Here is an 18,859-nt window from a genome sequence, read left to right as displayed (position 1 = left end):
TCGGGGCTGAACCTTTTGCTCGGCCCCAGTTAGCGCAGGTATGGTTAATCAAGGATTAAGATGCCTTGACCACCTATGTGTCAGCGCGAGCGGCGCTTAGGACGCGCGTTCTTCCATCGCAGCGGCGAAACGCTCGAACAGGTAATAGCTGTCCTGCGGGCCGGGGCTTGCTTCGGGGTGGTACTGCACCGAATAGACCGGCTTGCCCGTGACCTTGATGCCGCAGTTGGACCCGTCAAACAGCGAGGTATGCGTTTGCTCGACCCCTTCGGGCAGGCTTTGCGCATCTACCGCAAACCCGTGGTTCATCGAGGTAATCTCGACCTTGCCGGTGGTGTGGTCCTTGACCGGATGGTTGGCCCCGTGGTGGCCGTGGTTCATCTTGATCGTTTTGGCACCCAACGCCAGTGCAAGTATCTGGTGCCCGAGGCAGATGCCAAAGACGGGCAAATCCTTGGCCAGCACATCGCGGATCACCGGCACTGCATAGGCACCAGTTGCCGCCGGATCGCCCGGACCGTTGGATAGGAAAACGCCGTCGGGATTGTGCGCGAGCACCTCTTCGGCGGTGGCCGTCGCGGGCAACACGGTCACATCGCAGCCTGCCGAGGCAAGGCAGCGCAGGATGTTGCGCTTGGCACCGTAGTCGATGGCGACGACTTTGTATTTCGGATCGTTCTGCGGGCTGTAGCCTTCGGGCCAAGCCCACCGCATCTCGTTCCAGCGATAGGACTGTGCGCAGGTCACATCCTTGGCCAGATCCAGCCCTTCGAGACCGTTAAAGGCCCGCGCCGCCGCAACCAGCGCGTCGGTGTCAAAAACGCCGTCGGGATTGTGGGCAAGGGCCACATGCGGCGCACCGGCCTGACGGATCGCACGGGTCAGACGCCGCGTGTCCACGCCGCCCATGGCGATGCGCCCGCGTGCCGCCAGCCAGTTCGACAGCCCTTCGGTCGCGCGCCAGTTCGACGGGTCCGTGGGCATCCATTTGACGATCATACCGCGCGCGACCGGATCGCCCGTCTCGTCATCTTCGGGGTTTACGCCGGTGTTGCCGATATGCGGGAAGGTAAAGGTGACCACCTGACCTGCATAGGACGGGTCGGTCATGATCTCCTGATAACCGGTCATCGCCGTGTTGAAACACAGCTCGGCCACGGTCTGACCCGTGGCCCCGAAACCGGTCCCGTAAAACAGGGTGCCATCAGCGAGGGCGAGGCAAGCAGTCGGCAGGGTGGGGGCAGCGGTGTTCATGGGCAGACCTTTGCAAAAGAGACAGGTTTTCAGGTGCAGAGCGGCAAATTGCGCGGAAACTAATGCCGAGGCGGGGCAGGGTCAACCCGGATCGCGAATTTGTAGTATCGTGCATTTTCAAAGGGTTACGCGACGTCGCATCGCTTGCCTCAAATTGACGCTTCCCCTATGAATGGTTCCTTAACACGTGGCCATGGGGATGGACATCACATATGGAAATGCGCACCCGGATTTCTGCCGCCTTGAAACAGGCGATGAAAGACAAGGACGCCGAGCGGCTTTCGACGCTGCGATTGATCAATGCGGCGATCAAGGACAAGGATATCGACGCCCGGGCTGCCGGTCAGGACGACGGTGTGCCGGATGGCGAAGTGCTTGCCATCCTTGGGAAAATGTCCAAGCAGCGCGTCGAGAGCGCCCGCACCTACGAAGAAGGCGGGCGTCTGGATCTGGCCGAGCGCGAGCTGAGCGAGATCAAGGTGATCGAGGAATTCCTGCCCCAGCAACTTGACGACGCTGCCGCTGCCGAGGCCGTCGACAAAGCCATCGCCGAAGTGGGCGCGGACAGTATCCGCGACATGGGCAAGGTGATGGGCGTGCTCAAGGCCAAATATATGGGCCAGATGGATTTCGGCGCGGTTGGCCCGATGGTCAAGGACCGTCTTTGCGGTTAAGCGCGGCGTAAGCGGCGGGGATGATCCGCCGTTAAAGGCGAGAATTCAAGGCGTGGCAGTTTTGCCGCGCCTTTTTTGTATGACGCCTAGCGGCGCAGTGCCTTGACCAGATCGTCATAGAGGGCGACCCGTTCTTCCTCGCTCAGAAACGCGCCGATCTCAACCTCGCGGCCCATGCCCTTGAGCGTCACGTAGTGGGGCACGGGGCCTTCGGATTCGTATTTCGTCACCTGCGTCCAGTAGCGGTTGCAGTCCCATGCCTGCGTGTCGCCCTTGGGATTGGTGCGCACAAGCTGCGTCTGGTCGTCGTCCAGCGTCAGCACCTCAATGATCTGGCGCGCGGTGCGGTTTCGCCTGAGGGCGAAGTAGATGCCCCAGACCGCCAGCATCAGGAAGGGCAACAGCCCCCACAGCACAACCGAGCCCAGCAACGGCAGGGCAGGGATCAGGATCATCGTGAAGGTGAACAGCACAATGGCCGCCATGCCGGTTTGCGGCAGGGAGTTATGGGGCCACAGGTGGAGTTCCTGTTTCGGCTGATCGGGTGGTGTGGTCCAACGGTAGGGCATGTGGTGAATATATGCGCCTGCAGCCGTATGTCTAAGGACAGGGTGTCGCGGGCAGGACCGGGGCGCTGCCCCGGACCCCGGAGTATTTTTGACGAAAAGAAGGGGGCGGGTTTGTGCACGTGTCCTTGGATATGAAAAGGCCCCGGGCGGGATGCGCGGGGCCTTTTTTGATTGTCTGGATGGGGGCGCGTTAGTGGTGCGCTTTGTCCCAGTCCGCCTGCTTTGGCAGGATTTCGAACGTGTGCTCTGGTGGTGGGCTGGGCAGTGTCCATTCCAGCGTGTCCGCATATTCGTTCCAAGGGTTGGCTTGGGTAACACGCGCGCCTTTCAGCAGCGAGTAGGCCATCACACCGAAGAAGAAGATGAAGGATGCAAAGCTGAGGAACGCACCCCACGACGACCATTCATTCCAGTAGGCAAATGCCTCGGGGTAGTCGATGTAGCGGCGTGGCATACCCTGACGACCCAAGAAGTGCTGTGGGAAGAAGGTCAGGTTCGCACCGATGAACATCGCCCAGAAGTGCAGTTTGCCGGCCCATTCGGGATACATGCGCCCTGTCATTTTGGGGAAGTAGAAGTAGATCCCCGCAAAGATACAGAACACGGCACCAAGGCTCATCACGTAGTGGAAGTGCGCCACAACGTAGTACGTGTCGTGGTAGTAGCGGTCGATTGCGGCCTGCGAAAGAACGATGCCTGTTACGCCACCCAAGGTGAACAGGAACAGGAATCCGAAGGCCCAGAGCATCGGTGTCTTCAACTCGACCGAGCCGCCCCACATGGTCGCGATCCACGAGAAGATCTTGACCCCTGTCGGTACCGCGATGACCATGGTGGCCAGCATGAAGTAGGCCTGCTGGTTCAGCGACATACCCACGGTGTACATGTGGTGCGCCCACACGACAAAGCCCAGAACACCAATGGCGATCAGCGCCCAGACCATCGGCAGGTAACCGAAGATCGGCTTGCGCGAGAAGGTCGCGATGATGTGGCTGATGATGCCAAAGCCGGGCAGGATGATGATGTACACTTCGGGGTGACCAAAGAACCACAGGATGTGCTGGTACAGCACCGGATCACCGCCACCGGCGGGGTCAAAGAAGGTGAAACCGAAGTTCCGGTCCATCAGCAGCATGGTGATCGCGCCCGCCAGAACAGGCAGAGACAGCAGGATCAGCCAGCTTGTCACGAAGATCGACCATGCAAACAGCGGCACTTTGAACATGGTCATGCCGGGGGCGCGCATGTTCAGGAAGGTGGTGATCATGTTGATCGCGCCAAGGATCGACGATGCGCCCGAGACGTGCACCGCGAAGATCGCGAGGTCCATCGACATGCCCTGTTCATTGGTGGACAGCGGCGGGTACAGAACCCAGCCCACACCGGAACCAAGCTGACCGTTACCGCCCGGTGCCAGCACCGAACAGATCGCCAACGTGGTGCCCGCAACATAAAGCCAGAACGACAGGTTGTTCATGCGCGGGAACGCCATGTCCGGCGCGCCGATCTGCAATGGCATGAAATAGTTGCCGAAACCGCCAAACAGCGCCGGAATCACGACAAAGAACATCATCAGGATGCCGTGGCCCGTGATCAACACGTTCCAGAGGTGGCCGTTGGGGGTACAATATTCGCTGGAGGCAACGAATCGCGCGCCTTCTGCACACATGTACTGGACGCCCGGGTCCATCAGCTCCAATCGCATGTAAACGGTGAAGGCCACCGAAACAAAGCCGACAAGAGCAGATACAATCAGGTACAGAATCCCGATATCTTTATGGTTTGTGGACATGAACCAACGGGTAAAGAACCCGCGTTCGTCTTCGTGTTCGTGGCCGTGAATGGCTGCGTCTGCCATGCGGTGCCTCCTCAATAAGTGGTTTTTCCACGCGCAAGGGCTCTCGGGGGCGTGGAGTCTCGGGTGTTTTAGAGAGTTGCGGGGGCTGCTTCAATCATAGAACGTACATCCGGTCGGGATGAATTGTCGCGCTTGGGGCGGTTTTGCACCACCTTTCGGGCAGGGCACGCGAACTGTTTCGGGCAAGTTACGGTGCAGGGCGGCGCGAATCAGGCGTGAAATTGGCGGATGCGGGCCATGGACGGCGCATCGGGCACTGATAATGGGGGCGTGGATGTGCTCCGCTTGCATGTGCACTAAGCTGCAAAGGTGAATGGCGAAGTCGGCACAACTGCGCAAAAACGCCGGAAGCATTTGAAGCGGTGCAGGATGTTTGGGGGGATACGTCGCCGAAGGCGGTAGGCCAATGCCAATTGGTGCGGCCGGCGAGACTCGAACTCGCACGAGTGTTACCTCACAGCGACCTCAACGCTGCGCGTCTACCAATTCCGCCACGGCCGCACGCCTTGACTTGGTGAAGGGGTCTTTAGTGGGTAACGCCGCCCTTGCCAAGAGCGAAAAGCCAAAGAAAAACCGAAGCGCCTGTGCGCTCCGGTTCTTGTCGTGTCGGGTAGGGGCGCGGACTTGCGCCCGCACCGCATTTTCAGGCAGCGATCACTCGCTCGCGACGCCAAAGCTGGGCAGGGACGCGGGCTGGACCAGCGGCTGCACGGGTGTGACGGCGGAATTCGATGTGCCAAGGCTCAGCGATGCCTTGCGCAGTAGTTCTGTCCGCTCCGGCTGACCCGGGGCGAAGACCGCAGGCGCGCCGCTGTCCATCGCCTTGAGACCTTCGGCATACCACACGCGGGCCGCATCCACCCGTTTCGAGGTGCCGAACCCTTGGGCAAGGTGGTGGCCCATCACCTCGCCATAGACATGGTCGCCCATGGCAAACAGCATCAGGGCAGAGCCAAGCGCCACATCCATGTCATCCGTGCGATACCCGACACCCATGCAGATCTGCGCCGTGCCTTTCAGTTGCGCGGGCGACATGCCGGTGGTCAGGATGAAACCGGCCACATCGCGCACCACCTCGGGCTGGGTTTTCAGCGCCAGCGCGGCCACATGCGGCTGCATCGCGGGGCCGAACTGTTTGCACTGGGTGGCGATCTGGTCGGGCGTGAACCCTTGGACCTTGGAAATCATGCTTTCGCTCGTGGCGATGGCATAGGTGCGCGCAAGGCAGAACTGTTCGTTCAGCGCCACATTGGCATCCGTCATTGCCGCCGCCGTGGTAAAGCCGCCATTGGTGTTGGTCAGCAGCGACACGGTGTTGCAATGCGATGCAAGCGAGGGCGCCGCGCCGTTGCCAAGGAAGCTGGGTAGGGCCGCGCCGGCTGCGGGGGCGGCGGCTGCCGCGGGGGCAGAGGCGACAACTGTGGTGGTGGTCGTGGTGCCTGCGGGCGCTTGCTGTGGTGCGACGACGATGGTGGTGCCTGCGGTGGCAGACTGGCCTGCCAGTTCGGCGCGATAGGTTTTCAGCAACCCGCGCGTGCCGTCGGGATTGCCCGCAACCTGTTGCGTGACTGCATAGCCACCGGCCTGTGCACGGTTATAGGAACTGATCAGCAGGTTCTGTTCGAACGGCGACAGCGTGCCGGTGGCGGGATAGCCCATATAGACCTGATAGGATGAAATCGCATTGCGCGACCGCTGGCCAAGTTGGCCGTCCACCGTGCCCGCATTGAACCCGAAATAGTTCAGCGAGGCCTGGATCTCGCGGCCTTCCTGCGTCGAGGGCAGGCGCGGCTTGTATGTCTTTTTGGTGTAGGTGCGCGTGGTGGCGCGCTTGCGCTGGTGCTGCTTGGTTGCGGCATGGCCGACAATGCCGCCGATGATCGCCCCTGCAACGAAATCGCCTGCGTCGGCAGAAACGCGGCTGGCCGGTACAATGGCGACTGAAAGCGCCAGAACCGAGGCGGTAATGGTCTTGGTAAACATAAAAAACCCTCCAGAGAATACCTTGTCAGGCTACCACCAGAACCTGATTTTCAAAGTCATTATTTCCTTACCTTTGTGCAGGACGGGCGCGGATGCTTGAAATCGCGGGCATTCGGGCTGATGTAGGGGGTTCGTTTTGCCAATATGGAAAGGACCGGCATGTCAGAGTCACAAGAGGCCGCCGTCATTCAGATCGACATCGTATCTGACATCATGTGCCCGTGGTGCATCGTCGGATTCCGCCAGTTGGAACAGGCGCTTGCGCAGACCGGCATGGGCGCGCGCATCCTGTGGCACCCGTTCGAACTGAACCCCGAGATGCCCGCCGAGGGCCAGAACCTGACCGAACACGTGGCCGAGAAATATGGCGCGAGTGCCGAACAGTCCGCCCAGAACCGCGCGCATCTGGTCAATACGGGCAAATCGCTGGGCATCGACTTTGCTTTCACGCCCGACAGCCGAATCCTCAACAGTTTTGCCGCGCACCAGTTGCTGGAATTCGCCGTGCCCCAAGGGCTGCAACACCCGCTGAAACTGGCGCTGTTTAACGCCTATTTCACTGAACAGCGCGATGTGTCGGACCACGCCGTGCTGCTGGATGTGGCACAAAGCGTCGGCCTCGACCGCGCCGCCGTGCAAGAAGTGCTGGATACAGGCGCGCTCGTCGACACCGTGCGCGAGAAACAGCAGTTCTGGACCTCGCGGGGGATTTCCGGCGTGCCGTCCATGGTGTTCGCGGGCAAATATCTGGTCACAGGCGCGCAGGGGGCGGACAACTACGCCGAAATCCTGCGCCGCGTGGCGCAAGAAGAAAAGGCGGCCTGACGCCCGTGGTCGAATGGATCACCAGCCCCGGCCTGACCGATTACCGCGACGCCGAACGCTGGATGGAGGATCGCGCCAGCGCCATCGCCGCCGGAACCGCCAGCGAATGCATCTGGCTGGTGGAACACCCGCCGCTTTATACGGCGGGCACTTCGGCCAAGGCTGCCGATCTGGTCGATGCGACCCGCTTTCCGGTCTACGACACCCGTCGCGGCGGGCAATATACCTATCACGGTCCTGGTCAGCGGGTGGCCTATACGCTGCTGGATGTGGGCGCGCGCGGACGCGATGTGCGCGCTTTTGTCCAAGACCTTGAGGCATGGGTGATCGCAACGCTCGACACGTTCAACGTCAAGGGCGAAATCCGCGAGGGCCGCGTCGGCGTCTGGGTCACGCGCCCCGAAAAGCCCGCAGCGCCCGATGGATCGCCTGCCGAGGACAAGATCGCCGCCATCGGCATCCGTCTGCGCAAATGGATCAGCTTTCATGGCCTGTCGATCAATGTCGAACCGGACCTGTCGCATTTTTCGGGCATCGTGCCCTGCGGCATTCAAGATCACGGCGTGACCAGCCTTGTCGATCTGGGCCTGCCGGTGGGGATGGATGATGTGGATGTCGCGCTGAAATCCACCTTTCATCAGGTGTTCGCCCGCTAGTCAGGGCGCGCACCCTTGCAGCACCCCAAGTGCAACCACCGCGTGCGGTTCGCAACAAAACCTGCCCGCCCTTTCCCCAAACCCTCTGTCTGCACGCCCCTCGGGGCGTCAAAAGACTTGCGATTTAATCCCGCTAACCGCAAAGTTGACCCAAGGGCCACAAGAAAAAACGGCTCATTACATCAAGAAGGGAAAACTTAATGACAGCTATTTATAAACCAGAAGAAAACCTCGTCGTGGAAGCGAAGCGCAAAGAGGACGACATCTTTTACAAACTCGACAAAGCGTCACGCAGGGTCGACACCGAACTGGCCCGTACGGTCACCGCGTCGATGACGAACATGCTTGGCAACAAGAAAAGCATCGCAGTCCGCGTTGCGGCCAACTGAAGACCACCCCAAATCATTTACAAAGGACGCGATTATGAAAGCCGGAGACAGCTTCAAATATTACTTCAAGGTCAACTCCTCGATTGATGAGGACGCACGCGAAAGCGTCGTCGTCAGCATGAAGGACATGCTTGGCAAGGCCAGTGGCGTGACACAGCGCGTTTCGGCGGCCTGAACGCCCTAGGGCGAAACCTTCAGATACTCCGCCCCGCGATATGATATCGCGGGGCGATCCTTATCCCCACATAACATGCAAAAAACACCCACCTTTCCCCTTGGGGTTGAAAGGTGCGCATGCCTCATGCCTTTTGGTTGACCTTTATCCTTGATCGAACACCGCCAAGCGGTCAGACTATTCGCATGCGCCTTGGTTTTTGCGCCCAATATTTTGAAAGGATTGAACATGAAAAAAGAAGTCGTCGCCAGCAACACTGTGCAAAGCAACAGTTTCAAATACTATTTCAAGATCGACGGGCGTATGGCCGATGACGTGCGTCAGGTCGTCGTGGTCAGCATGAAAGGCATGGTCGGTAACGCCTCTGCCGCCACGGTACGCGTCTCCGCCTCCTGATCCGGTAAACCATTTGCGGGCCACAGGTTCCCCCGTGGCCCGTCATACCCCCAAGTCCAACGACGCAGGCCGCATGGATATGCGCGCCCCTGCATACACAAAGCTGCCCATAGCGCAGCGACAGGCCCCTTGATGAACCTCAAACACAAAGCCGTAGACGCCAACAGCAGCGTCGACACTTTCTTTACCCAAATGGGGAAATTCGCCCTTCTGATCGGCACTACCGACGCGTTCTCGCGCACGCAGATGGATATGGCTATGTCGCTGATCCACGGCGCACTGACTAACAACACCTATGCGCTTTACGAGGATGACGAGGGCAAACCCGTCGCCGGTCTGATCTGGGCGTTCTTGGATCAGAAGACGACCGATTTCTATCTGGACTACGGCGTGATGCCGAGCATTGACGCATGGCGCAGCGGTCCGGACCTGTGGTTCATGAACATCGTGGCCGAGGGCGGCGCGCTCAAACTGCTGTTCGACGACCTCAAGGTCACCGTTTTCAAGGACCACACCGAAGCGTTCATGCTGCGCCCCGGTCGTGGGGGGAAACGCCGCATCGTGCGCCTGACGCATTCGGGCACGAAAGTCGTGCGCGTCCTGCCTCCACGCGAAAGCTAACCGCCGTCACGGCCTTGCGTTCGGCCCTTTGAACCTGTCCTATCGCATCTGATGGAATACCGTATGTCGGGGGGAATATGGCCGGTCCGCTGGACAGTCTGAAGGTTGTGGAATTTGCAGGTCTCGGCCCCGCGCCGCTGGCGGGGCAATTACTGGCCGATCTGGGTGCGCAAGTCACCGTGATCGACAAGGCCACCGCGCCCGCCGACCCCAGCGATGTGAACCGGCGCGGCAAACGCTCCATCGCGCTCAACCTCAAATCGCCTGGGGGGCGCGACACCGCGCTGGCCCTGATTGGCCGCGCCGACATCCTGATCGAAGGGTTCCGCCCCGGCGTGATGGAACGGCTTGGCCTTGGTCCCGCCGCATGTCCCGACACGCTGGTCTATGGCCGCATGACGGGCTGGGGGCAGACCGGCCCGCTGGCGCAAACGGCGGGGCATGACCTGACCTACCTCGCCACCTCGGGCGTGCTGCACATGATGGGCAGCGATACAGAGCCGCCGAAACCGCCGCTCAACTTGGTGGCCGATTACGGGGGCGGCACAATGATGCTGCTTTACGGTCTGCTCGCCGCTGTCATCTCGCGCCAGATCACGGGGCGCGGGCAGGTGGTGGATGCCGCGATGGTCGACGGTGTGCCTGCGCTGATGGGCTTGATCCACGGGATGATGGCCCAAGGGTCGTGGACCAATCAGGCGGGTACCAACTGGCTGGATGGCGGCGCGCCGTTCTACCGCTGCTATCGCTGCGCGGACGGGCGCGATGTGGCTGTCGGCGCGCTTGAGCCGCAATTCTACGCGCTGCTGCTCAAAGGGCTGGGTCTGGAGGATGCCGAACTGCCGGACCAGAACGACCGCGCACACTGGCCCGCGATGCACGACCGCTTTGCCCGCATCTTTGCCAGCCGCAGCCGCGATGAGTGGGCCGCTATCTATGACGGCACCGACGCCTGCGTTTCGCCTGTATTGACGATAGAAGAAGCCGCACAAACCCCGCATCTGAAAACACGCGGCACCTATGTCACGGTGGACGGCGTCACACAGGCCGCCGCCGCGCCGCGTTTTTCCGCCACGCCAGCGCCCGCGCCACCCGCGCCTGCTGGGGCAGGGGCGCAGACGGACGAAGTGCTGGCCGAACTTGGCCTTGATGCCGCCGCCATTGCCGACCTGCGCGCACAGGGGGCGCTGACATGAAGGCGCTGATCGCAGGGGCAGGGATCGGCGGGCTTGCCACCGCCATCGCGCTGGGCCAGCGCGGCTGGTCGGTGCAGGTTTTCGAACAGGCCCCCGAACTGGCCGAAATCGGCGCTGGGCTGCAAATCTCGCCCAATGGCTGGCGCGTCTTGCAGGCGCTGGGCGTGGCAGAGGATCTGGCCGACGTCGTCTTTGAACCCGAAGCCATCGAAATGCGCATCGGCCTGACGGGGCGGCAGGTGTTTTCTCTGCCCATGCGCGGCTATGCCACCCGCCGCTGGGGCGCGCCCTATATGCATGTGCACCGCGCCGATCTGGTTGCCGCCCTGCAACGCCGCCTGCTGGCCATGCAATCGGACGCGATCCGCACCGGCCACAAAGTCACCGGCTATGCCCAAGGCGCAGAGACCGCAGAACTGACTTTCGAGGACGGCAGCAGCGCCAGCGGCGACATCATCATCGGCGCGGACGGGCTGCATTCGGTGATCCGCACGCAAATGCTGGGGCCGGATTCGCCGCGCTATACCGGCAATGTGGCGTGGCGCGCCGTTGTACCGCTGGGCGCGCTGGTAGGGGCGGTGCCGCGCCCCACGGCCTGCGTCTGGGTCGGGCATAAACAGCACGCTGTCACCACCCGCCTGCGCGCAGGGGCGGTGGTCAACTTTGTCGGCATGGTCGAAACGGCGCAGCCCGCGCCCGAAAGCTGGCGCGCCATCGGTGACAAGGACGAAGCGCGCGCGCTGTTCGCCGGTTGGGCCCCCGAAATCGCCTCCGTCATCGCCCAAGCCCCCGTGCTACACAAATGGGCGCTGTTCGACCGCGCCCCGCTGCCCCGCTGGCACGACGGCACGGTGGCCCTGATGGGCGACGCGGCGCACCCGATGCTGCCGTCGATGGCGCAAGGCGCGGTGCAAGCGCTTGAGGACGCGTGGATCCTCGCCGCCAGCCTTGCCGACCACCCCAGGCCGCAGGATGCCTTCGCCGCCTATTACGCCAAACGCATCGACCGCACGGCGCGGGTGCAAAAGGGATCGGCCAGCAACGCAAACCTGTTCCACCACGCACACGGGGCAGGGCGGCTGTGTTTTTACGGCCCGATGGGCATTGCCGCACGGCTGGCACCGGACAGGTTCCATGCGCGGCAGGACTGGGTCTATGGCTATGACCCGATAGGCGCAGCATAGAAAAAGGGCCGCGCATCCAACTACACGCGGCCCCCTTTCGATCTTGTCGGGCCATTCAGCCCTTGTTCATCCGGTTCTCGATCAGATCATCCACCACCGACGGATCGGCCAGTGTCGATGTATCGCCCAAGGTCGCATGATCGTTCTCGGCAATCTTGCGCAGGATGCGGCGCATGATCTTGCCCGACCGCGTCTTGGGCAGGCCCGGTGCCCACTGGATAAGATCAGGTGCCGCGATGGGGCCGATTTCCGACCGCACCCAAGTGCGCAACTCCTTGCGCAACTCCTCGCTCGGCTCCTGCCCGTTCATCAGCGTGACATAGCAATAGATGCCTTGCCCCTTGATCGGGTGGGGATAGCCGACAACGGCGGCTTCGGCGACGGTGGCATGGGCGACAAGGGCGGATTCGACCTCGGCCGTGCCCATACGGTGGCCCGACACGTTGATCACGTCATCGACGCGGCCCGTAATCCAGTAATCGCCATCCTCGTCACGGCGGCACCCGTCACCGGTGAAATAATACCCCGCATAATCCGAGAAATAGGTCTTTTCGAACCGTTCGTGATCGCCCCAGACGGTCCGCATCTGACCGGGCCAACTGTCGGCAATGCACAACACGCCTTCGACCCCGTTGCCCTCAATGATCTCGCCGCTGGTGGGTTCCAGCACGACAGGCTTCACGCCAAAGAACGGCTTCATCGCCGATCCGGGCTTGGTCGCATGGGCACCGGGCAGGGGGGTCATCAAATGGCCACCTGTTTCGGTCTGCCACCACGTGTCCACAATGGGACAGCGCCCGCCGCCAACCACTTCGTTATACCAGTTCCACGCCTCGGGGTTGATCGGCTCGCCGACGGTCCCCAGCAGCTTGAGGCTCGACAGGTCGCACTTTCCGACCGGATCGTTGCCATGGGCCATCAGCGCGCGGATCGCCGTGGGCGCGGTATAGAACTGCGCCACTTTGTGCTTTTCGCAAATCTGCCAGAAGCGGGATGCGTCGGGATAGGTCGGCACCCCTTCGAACATCAGCGTGATGCCACCATTCGCCAGCGGGCCATAGACGATATAGCTGTGGCCCGTGACCCAACCCACATCCGCCGTACACCAGTACACATCGCCATCATGGTAATCGAAGGTCATCTGGTGCGTCATCGCGGCATAGACCAGATAGCCGCCCGTCGTGTGCACCACGCCCTTGGGCTGACCGGTCGAACCGGAGGTGTACAAAATGAACAACGGGTCTTCGGCGTTCATCTCGACAGGATCACATTGGATGTCCACATTCTCGGCCGCCTCGTGCAGCCAGTGGTCCAGCCCGTCCCGCCACGCGATCTGCTGGCCGGTGCGCTTGACCACAAGGCAATGCGTATCCTTCATCACATTGATCAGCGCCTGATTGACGTTGTCCTTAAGGTTCGTCACCCGACCACCCCGTGGGGCGCCATCGGCAGTGATCACCACCTTGGCATCGCAGCCCGATACACGCGCCGCCAAGGCATCTGGCGAAAAGCCCGCGAAAACAATCGAATGGATCGCGCCGATACGGGTACAGGCCAGCATGGCATAGGCCGCCTCGGGGATCATCGGCAGATACAGCACCACGCGGTCGCCTTTGCCCACACCCAGCGATTTCAGCACATTGGCCATCTTGCAGGTTTCGGCATGCAATTCGCGGTAGGTGATGCGCAGCGACGGATCTTCTGGGTTGTCCGGTTCCCAGATGATCGCGGTCTGGTCACCGCGCCGCTCAAGATGGCGGTCGATGCAGTTGGCCGACACGTTCAGTGTGCCATCGGAAAACCAGTTGATCGACACATTGCCCAGCGTGAAATCCACGTCCTTGACGGTGGTATAGGGCTTCATCCAGTCGATGCGCTTGCCCTGCTTGTCCCAGAACGCCTCCGGATCAGCGATCGAGTCCGCATACATCGCATCGTATTGCTCGGCGTTCACATGGGCGCGCGCAACCGTCTCGGCACTGGGTGCGTGGGTGTCTAAATCGGACATGGGTGTTCCTCTGATGGTAGTTCGTCATTTGCGGGACGTGGCACCGCGCGACCGCCATCGAAATGGCGGGTCGTACCGGCGCACCGCCTCCTCCCTCTGGGGCGATAATACGCAAAGTTTAAAAGAAAGGAACAAATCGCGCCGCGAAAGGGATTCTCATGTGAAAGTTTTTCCCGCCGCCTGCGGGATTTGTAAATTTTTAACGTGGTGCGACAATAACTTGTTACAATTCAGCCACTTGCGGGTAAATTTTCATCCCCACCACGTTGACAAACCTGCCCGATACCCCGCGCCATGGTCGCCAATACGCTCTGCCTCTCCGCTGCGCAGCCGCAGGCGGCCCCGTCGTCCTCCCCCAAAGGCCATGCCGCGAAACCCCTGCGCCAGCGGCCCTGCGGCACCGGCGCACATGGTCAATTGCGACACGCCCCCTGTCGCCTTCGCCTGATCGCGACAACGCCACCGCAGGGGTCATGCCCCTTGGCAAGTTTCGGCGCGCACGCTAGCGTCCTCCTCAAGCGGGCGAAAAATGTCCGCAACTAGGGAGAGATCATATGAACAAATTTGCTGTAGGTGCCGTTGTCGGCGCCGTTTCCTGCACATTCGCGCTTGAGGCTGCGGCCACCGAATGGAACGTATCCGTCTGGGGCAAGCGCCGTGCCTTCACCGAACATATCGAAAAGCTGGCTGAACTGGTCGCCGAAAAGACCAATGGCGAATTCACCATGAATGTCAGCTATGGTGGCCTGTCCAAGAACCGCGAGAACCTTGACGGTATTTCCATCGGTGCCTTCGAAATGGCCCAGTTCTGCGCTGGTTATCACGCCGACAAGAACCGCGTCGTGACCGTTCTGGAACTGCCCTTCCTCGGGGTCGAAAACCTTGAACAGGAAGTCGCCGTGGCCCGCGCCGTCTATGCCCACCCCGCCGCGACCGAAGAAATGGCGCAGTGGAACGCCAAACTGCTGATGACCAGCCCGATGCCGCAATACAACATCGTCGGCACCGGCGAACCGCGTGATGAGCTGGAAGAATTCAAAGGCATGCGCGTGCGCGCCACAGGTGGCCTTGGCAAAGCTTTCGAAGCTGTCGGCGCCGTGCCCACATCCGTCACCGCAACCGAGGCCTATCAGGCCATGGAAGGCGGCGTCGTGGATACCGTGGCCTTTGCCCAGCACGCCCATCTCAGCTTTGGCACGATCAATCAGGCCGACTGGTGGACCGCGAACCTGAACCCCGGCACCGTGAACTGCCCCGTGGTGGTGAACATCGACGCCTATGACTCGCTCAGCGACGCCGAGCGTGAAGCACTGGACAGCTCGATCCCCGAGGCCATCGACTTCTACCTCGAAAACTATGGCGAACTGCTCAAGCGCTGGGACGCGGTCCTTGAGGAAAAAGGCGTCGAGAAAGTCGAAGTCTCCCCCGAGGTGATCGCGCAATTCCAGGAAATTGCGGGCAAACCGATCCACGAAGCATGGGTCGCAGACATGGAAGCCCAAGGCCTGCCCGGCCAGGAGCTGTATGATCTGGTCGTGAAAACGCTGGCCGACGCCAAAAGCGGTAGCTGATCCGGTGCGGGGCTGTGCACAACGCACGGCCCCGACCACAGGCACACACATATATAAACGGGGGTAGGTCATGGCAGGTTCTGCTGCTGTGCTCGAAGATTCCAGTCTGCTCAGCCGGCTGGACCGTGCACTGTTACCAATCGAACGGTTTTGCGCCCTGCTGTCGGGGCTGGCGATCTTTTCCCTGATGTTCCTTGCGGCCTACTCCGTGACGGGGCGCAAGTTCTTCGGCTCGCCCATGGCGGGCTATGTCGACTATATTGAGGCGGCGATGCCGATCATCGCGATCATGGGCGTGTCCTATGTGCAGCGCGACGGCACCCATGTGCGCATGGACATGCTGGTCAGCGCGCTCAAAGGGCGGCTTTTGTGGTTCTTCGAACTGGTTTCGGTGCTGCTCATCCTGCTGCTGATCGTGGCGCTGACTTGGGGCGCGTGGGAACACTTCGACCGTTCCTTTGACTGCGCCCGCCCGCTGTGCAGCCGCGACAGTTCCATTGATATCGGCCTGCCGATCTGGCCTTCCAAACTGGTCGTGCCCATCGCCTTTGGCGTGCTGGTGCTGCGGCTGCTGTTGCAAACATGGGGCTACGCCCGCGCGCTGGTGCTGGGGCTGGAAAATCCCGTCGCCGTGCCCCTTGCCCTCAGCGTCGCCGAACAGGCGCGGATCGAGGCGGAATCGCTGGAAGGGACCGACTGATGGAACCCATTGAAATCGGCCTCTGGGTCAGTGGTGGCATGCTGGTCTTTGTGGTGCTGGGCATGCGCGTCGCCTTTGCGGCGGGTCTTGCGGGCTTTGTCGGGCTGGTCTGGCTGCGCTGGAACGGGTTCGACTACGACCCCGCCCGTTTCTGGAAAGCGGTCGAGATCAGCGTCAAGATCGCAGGCCTCACCCCCCATTCCAAAGTGTCCGCCCAAGTGCTGTCGCTGATCCCCGTGTTTATCATGATTGGCTACCTCGCCTATTATGCCAAGCTGACAACGGCCCTGTTCACCGCCGCCAAACGCTGGATCGCGTGGGTGCCGGGCGGTCTGGCGGTGTCGACCGTGTTTGCAACGGCAGGCTTTGCCGCCGTGTCGGGCGCATCCGTGGCCACAGCGGCGGTATTTGCCCGCATCGCCATCCCCGAAATGCTCAAGATCGGCTATAACAAGCAGTTCGCCGCAGGCGTCGTGGCCGCAGGCGGCACGCTTGCCTCGCTGATCCCGCCCTCGGCCATCCTTGTCATCTATGCGATCATCGTCGAACAGGACGTGGGCAAACTGCTGCTCGCAGGCTTTATCCCCGGCGCGTTTTCCGCCGTGGTCTATGCGGGGCTGATCATCGGCATCGCCATGATCTGGAAGAACGTCGGCCCACCGGTCAGCGGCTTTACATGGCGCGAACGGTTTGAATCCCTGCCACCCGCGCTGCCGATCCTCGCTGTGGTCGTGATCATCATCTTCTTTGTCTACAACCCGTTTGGCGACGCATGGGGCACCCCGACCGAAGGTGGCGCTATCGGTGCGTTCATCATCTTCCTCATGGCCCTTCTGCGCGGCATGCGCTGGAAGGAACTGAAACACGCGCTGCTCGATACGGCCAAGCTGACGGTGATGATCTTTACCATCATCTGGGGCGTGCTGATCTATGTGCGCTTCCTCGGTTTTGCCGAACTGCCTGCCGCCTTTGCCGACTGGATCACCTCGCTCACCATGTCGCCCATGCTGATCCTGATCTGCATCCTGCTGGGCTATGCGGTGCTGGGCATGTTCATGGACGCGATCGGGATGCTGCTGCTGACGCTGCCCGTGGTCTATCCGGCTGTCATGGCCCTCAACGGGGGCGAGATGGTCTCTGCCGCCGACAGCGCCTTTGGCATGTCGGGACCGATGTGCGCGATCTGGTTCGGGATATTGGTGGTGAAAATGGCCGAGTTCTGCCTGATCACCCCGCCCATCGGCCTCAACTGCTTTGTGGTGGCGGGCGTGCGCGATGACCTGACCGTGCAGGACGTGTTCAAGGGTGTCACGCCCTTCTTCATCGCCGATGCGGCCACCATCGCCATGCTTGTCGCCTTTCCGGGCATCGTGCTGTGGCTGCCGTCACTGGCGGGCTAGGGGCAAGGGTGGGGGCGCATGTCCCCACCATCACCCGCAACTACCGACCCTCTGCCGCCAACCGTCGGGCCAGCACCAACAGCAACACCGCCGCCACGGCCAAGAATACCGCCCCGACCGCCCACGCCACGGGCGTCGAATAAAGTTCGGCCAAGCTGCCCGCCAGCACCAGCCCCAAGGCCCCGCCCAACTGCTGGATAAGCGAGCGGAGCGAGAGCATCGTCGACCGCTGCCGGTCTCCCACATAGCGGTGCAGGATGCTGCTGGCCGGTGTTTCGCTGATACCAAGGATCACGGAATACACGACAAACACCGCCACAAATCCTGCGATCCCGCCCTGCATCGCCAGCGCGACCTGCACAACGGCAAGGGCGGCAAAGCTGACCGCAAGGGTCACCGCGTGACGCCGCCGAAATATCCGGCTGACAAACGGTGACAGGGACGCGCCAAGCGCGATGGCAAAGAAATACGTCGCCGTCACAACCCCGATCACCGTATTGGCAAAGGCCGCGTCCAGCATCGGCTTGGCATGGGTCGGCCAGATCACCTCGACCGGATTGCTGGCCATCAGGAAAAACGCCAGCGCCGCCAACAGGATCGACAATGTCGGATGCCGCAGTGCCAGAAGACCCGCATCACGCACCACCTCCGGCACGCGGGCGAACCCTGCGCCAATCGCGGACAGGTGCATGGGGCGCGGGGCCTCGACTATCGCCAGCATGGTAAAGACGAACACGCCCAGCATGACCGCGAAACTTGCGGCATAGGACACGTCGTAAATACTGAACCCAAGGGCCGTTGCCGCGCCGCCCAGAATATCCGGCAGCAGCCCGCCCAACACGGCCCCCACGGCCAGCCCCACCGCATTGGCCCATTGCGCCTTGGCCAGCGCGGGTTGCACATCCACATCGGGGGCCACGGCCCTGAACCGTTCCACAAACCACGCATCCAGCGTGCCGGACCGCAGCGCGCGCCCGAACCCGATACAGGCAAAGGACGCCGCCAGAACATAGAAATCCCGCGTCGACAGGAACAGCACCAGCGACACCAGACTGGCCACCACCGCCACCAGAAACACCGGCTTGCGACCGATACTGTCGGCCAGCCCGCCAAAGGGCAGTTCCATCGCCATGGTCGTCACCGAATAGACCCCGAACAGCAGCGAAATCTGCAACAGGTCCATGCCCCGATCACTCAGCGCCAGCGCCACAACGGCCACCGTCAGCCCCATCGCGAACCGGTCAAGGAACTGGTGGATCTGGAACACACGAATGTGCCGCCGCGCCGCCCCGTCCAGTGCCGCGAAAGAGAACTCGGTTTCAGTGGTCATGGACGCAGCATTGCCGCTGGCCGCGTCGGGCACAATAGGCTTGCGGGCGTTCACCTTGCCTTAACGAATA

18 protein-coding genes and 1 tRNA gene are annotated in these 18,859 nt (G+C 61.6%); 12 read left to right on the top strand and 7 right to left on the bottom strand.

Annotation, left to right across the window (positions count from 1 at the left end; genetic code table 11):
* Window positions 1–96: 96 nt before the first annotated feature.
* Window positions 97–1,254 (bottom strand): glutamine-hydrolyzing carbamoyl-phosphate synthase small subunit, encoded by a 1,158-nt coding sequence (gene carA / locus AC6GQJ_RS06085; RefSeq protein ID WP_500772782.1) that lies wholly within the window; start codon window positions 1,252–1,254, stop codon window positions 97–99.
* Window positions 1,255–1,466: 212 nt separating this feature from the next.
* On the opposite strand from carA, the gene AC6GQJ_RS06080 reads away from it, so the two are divergent.
* Window positions 1,467–1,928, top strand: a complete 462-nt coding sequence (locus tag AC6GQJ_RS06080) for a GatB/YqeY domain-containing protein (RefSeq protein WP_500772780.1) — start codon at window positions 1,467–1,469, stop codon at window positions 1,926–1,928.
* Window positions 1,929–2,014: 86 nt separating this feature from the next.
* On the opposite strand, the gene AC6GQJ_RS06075 is transcribed toward AC6GQJ_RS06080, so the two are convergent.
* The 4 genes from AC6GQJ_RS06075 to AC6GQJ_RS06060 form a co-directional block, all read right to left on the bottom strand.
* The gene (locus AC6GQJ_RS06075; protein WP_500772777.1) at window positions 2,015–2,497 is read right to left on the bottom strand and encodes a DUF2244 domain-containing protein; all 483 of its coding nucleotides are present in this window, start codon (window positions 2,495–2,497) and stop codon (window positions 2,015–2,017) included.
* Between the two features lie 190 nt (window positions 2,498–2,687).
* Window positions 2,688–4,355 (bottom strand): cytochrome c oxidase subunit I, encoded by a 1,668-nt coding sequence (ctaD, locus tag AC6GQJ_RS06070; protein ID WP_500772775.1) that lies wholly within the window; start codon window positions 4,353–4,355, stop codon window positions 2,688–2,690.
* 414 nt (window positions 4,356–4,769) lie between these two features.
* A tRNA-Leu gene (locus AC6GQJ_RS06065) sits at window positions 4,770–4,856 on the bottom strand.
* Window positions 4,857–5,009: 153 nt separating this feature from the next.
* A complete protein-coding gene (locus AC6GQJ_RS06060; protein ID WP_500772773.1) occupies window positions 5,010–6,338 on the bottom strand; it encodes a peptidoglycan-binding domain-containing protein in 1,329 nt (442 codons plus the stop codon).
* A 159-nt stretch (window positions 6,339–6,497) separates the two neighbouring features.
* On the opposite strand from AC6GQJ_RS06060, the gene AC6GQJ_RS06055 reads away from it, so the two are divergent.
* The 8 genes from AC6GQJ_RS06055 to AC6GQJ_RS06020 all read left to right on the top strand — a co-directional run bounded on the left by AC6GQJ_RS06055 (window position 6,498) and on the right by AC6GQJ_RS06020 (window position 11,780).
* The gene (locus tag AC6GQJ_RS06055) at window positions 6,498–7,163 is read left to right on the top strand and encodes a DsbA family oxidoreductase (RefSeq protein ID WP_500772771.1); all 666 of its coding nucleotides are present in this window, start codon (window positions 6,498–6,500) and stop codon (window positions 7,161–7,163) included.
* Between the two features lie 5 nt (window positions 7,164–7,168).
* Window positions 7,169–7,819: a lipoyl(octanoyl) transferase LipB gene (lipB, locus tag AC6GQJ_RS06050; protein WP_500772768.1), complete on the top strand. Its 651-nt coding sequence runs from the start codon at window positions 7,169–7,171 to the stop codon at window positions 7,817–7,819.
* Between the two features lie 200 nt (window positions 7,820–8,019).
* A complete protein-coding gene (locus AC6GQJ_RS06045; protein ID WP_500772766.1) occupies window positions 8,020–8,208 on the top strand; it encodes a hypothetical protein in 189 nt (62 codons plus the stop codon).
* 34 nt (window positions 8,209–8,242) lie between these two features.
* The gene (locus AC6GQJ_RS06040) at window positions 8,243–8,383 is read left to right on the top strand and encodes a hypothetical protein (RefSeq protein ID WP_500772764.1); all 141 of its coding nucleotides are present in this window, start codon (window positions 8,243–8,245) and stop codon (window positions 8,381–8,383) included.
* Between the two features lie 228 nt (window positions 8,384–8,611).
* Window positions 8,612–8,779 (top strand): hypothetical protein, encoded by a 168-nt coding sequence (locus tag AC6GQJ_RS06035; RefSeq protein WP_500772762.1) that lies wholly within the window; start codon window positions 8,612–8,614, stop codon window positions 8,777–8,779.
* A 132-nt stretch (window positions 8,780–8,911) separates the two neighbouring features.
* Window positions 8,912–9,400 carry a toxin-activating lysine-acyltransferase gene (locus AC6GQJ_RS06030; protein ID WP_500772760.1) on the top strand — a complete coding sequence of 163 codons (489 nt, stop codon included), beginning with the start codon at window positions 8,912–8,914 and terminating at the stop codon, window positions 9,398–9,400.
* A gap of 77 nt (window positions 9,401–9,477) precedes the next feature.
* The gene (locus AC6GQJ_RS06025) at window positions 9,478–10,596 is read left to right on the top strand and encodes a CaiB/BaiF CoA transferase family protein (RefSeq protein ID WP_500772758.1); all 1,119 of its coding nucleotides are present in this window, start codon (window positions 9,478–9,480) and stop codon (window positions 10,594–10,596) included.
* Entirely contained in the window at window positions 10,593–11,780 is a 1,188-nt protein-coding gene (locus AC6GQJ_RS06020; protein ID WP_500772756.1) for an FAD-dependent monooxygenase, read from the top strand. Before AC6GQJ_RS06025 ends, AC6GQJ_RS06020 begins: the two co-directional genes overlap by 4 nt.
* 55 nt (window positions 11,781–11,835) lie before the next feature.
* Here AC6GQJ_RS06020 and acs read toward each other — a convergent pair whose 3' ends face one another.
* The gene (acs, locus tag AC6GQJ_RS06015) at window positions 11,836–13,788 is read right to left on the bottom strand and encodes an acetate--CoA ligase (protein ID WP_500772754.1); all 1,953 of its coding nucleotides are present in this window, start codon (window positions 13,786–13,788) and stop codon (window positions 11,836–11,838) included.
* Between the two features lie 554 nt (window positions 13,789–14,342).
* On the opposite strand from acs, the gene AC6GQJ_RS06010 reads away from it, so the two are divergent.
* From AC6GQJ_RS06010 to AC6GQJ_RS06000, 3 genes are all read left to right on the top strand, one after another.
* A complete protein-coding gene (locus AC6GQJ_RS06010; RefSeq protein ID WP_500772752.1) occupies window positions 14,343–15,359 on the top strand; it encodes a C4-dicarboxylate TRAP transporter substrate-binding protein in 1,017 nt (338 codons plus the stop codon).
* Between the two features lie 70 nt (window positions 15,360–15,429).
* Window positions 15,430–16,059, top strand: coding sequence for a TRAP transporter small permease subunit (locus AC6GQJ_RS06005; RefSeq protein WP_500772750.1), 630 nt, complete (start codon window positions 15,430–15,432; stop codon window positions 16,057–16,059).
* Window positions 16,059–17,459, top strand: a complete 1,401-nt coding sequence (locus AC6GQJ_RS06000; RefSeq protein ID WP_500772748.1) for a TRAP transporter large permease — start codon at window positions 16,059–16,061, stop codon at window positions 17,457–17,459. Before AC6GQJ_RS06005 ends, AC6GQJ_RS06000 begins: the two co-directional genes overlap by 1 nt.
* 40 nt (window positions 17,460–17,499) lie before the next feature.
* Here the strand turns inward: AC6GQJ_RS06000 and AC6GQJ_RS05995 are convergent, their stop codons facing one another.
* The gene (locus tag AC6GQJ_RS05995; protein WP_500772746.1) at window positions 17,500–18,789 is read right to left on the bottom strand and encodes an MFS transporter; all 1,290 of its coding nucleotides are present in this window, start codon (window positions 18,787–18,789) and stop codon (window positions 17,500–17,502) included.
* Window positions 18,790–18,859: the final 70 nt, after the last annotated feature.

The sequence above is a fragment of the Tateyamaria sp. 7Alg 36 genome (assembly GCF_059882455.1).
The sequence above is the reverse complement of the archived record's forward strand: the minus strand, read 5'-3'. Positions and strand labels throughout refer to the sequence as shown.

Excerpts from the sequence above, each read along its gene's own strand:
- carA (WP_500772782.1), bottom strand. The coding sequence starts at position 1,254 with ATGAACACCGCTGCCCCCACCCTGCCGACTGCTTGCCTCGCCCTCGCT.
- AC6GQJ_RS06080 (WP_500772780.1), top strand. The coding sequence starts at position 1,467 with ATGGAAATGCGCACCCGGATTTCTGCCGCCTTGAAACAGGCGATGAAA.
- AC6GQJ_RS06075 (WP_500772777.1), bottom strand. The coding sequence starts at position 2,497 with ATGCCCTACCGTTGGACCACACCACCCGATCAGCCGAAACAGGAACTC.
- ctaD (WP_500772775.1), bottom strand. The coding sequence starts at position 4,355 with ATGGCAGACGCAGCCATTCACGGCCACGAACACGAAGACGAACGCGGG.
- AC6GQJ_RS06060 (WP_500772773.1), bottom strand. The coding sequence starts at position 6,338 with ATGTTTACCAAGACCATTACCGCCTCGGTTCTGGCGCTTTCAGTCGCC.
- AC6GQJ_RS06055 (WP_500772771.1), top strand. The coding sequence starts at position 6,498 with ATGTCAGAGTCACAAGAGGCCGCCGTCATTCAGATCGACATCGTATCT.
- AC6GQJ_RS06045 (WP_500772766.1), top strand. The coding sequence starts at position 8,020 with ATGACAGCTATTTATAAACCAGAAGAAAACCTCGTCGTGGAAGCGAAG.
- AC6GQJ_RS06040 (WP_500772764.1), top strand. The coding sequence starts at position 8,243 with ATGAAAGCCGGAGACAGCTTCAAATATTACTTCAAGGTCAACTCCTCG.
- AC6GQJ_RS06035 (WP_500772762.1), top strand. The coding sequence starts at position 8,612 with ATGAAAAAAGAAGTCGTCGCCAGCAACACTGTGCAAAGCAACAGTTTC.
- AC6GQJ_RS06030 (WP_500772760.1), top strand. The coding sequence starts at position 8,912 with ATGAACCTCAAACACAAAGCCGTAGACGCCAACAGCAGCGTCGACACT.
- AC6GQJ_RS06025 (WP_500772758.1), top strand. The coding sequence starts at position 9,478 with ATGGCCGGTCCGCTGGACAGTCTGAAGGTTGTGGAATTTGCAGGTCTC.
- AC6GQJ_RS06020 (WP_500772756.1), top strand. The coding sequence starts at position 10,593 with ATGAAGGCGCTGATCGCAGGGGCAGGGATCGGCGGGCTTGCCACCGCC.
- acs (WP_500772754.1), bottom strand. The coding sequence starts at position 13,788 with ATGTCCGATTTAGACACCCACGCACCCAGTGCCGAGACGGTTGCGCGC.
- AC6GQJ_RS06010 (WP_500772752.1), top strand. The coding sequence starts at position 14,343 with ATGAACAAATTTGCTGTAGGTGCCGTTGTCGGCGCCGTTTCCTGCACA.
- AC6GQJ_RS06005 (WP_500772750.1), top strand. The coding sequence starts at position 15,430 with ATGGCAGGTTCTGCTGCTGTGCTCGAAGATTCCAGTCTGCTCAGCCGG.
- AC6GQJ_RS06000 (WP_500772748.1), top strand. The coding sequence starts at position 16,059 with ATGGAACCCATTGAAATCGGCCTCTGGGTCAGTGGTGGCATGCTGGTC.
- AC6GQJ_RS05995 (WP_500772746.1), bottom strand. The coding sequence starts at position 18,789 with ATGACCACTGAAACCGAGTTCTCTTTCGCGGCACTGGACGGGGCGGCG.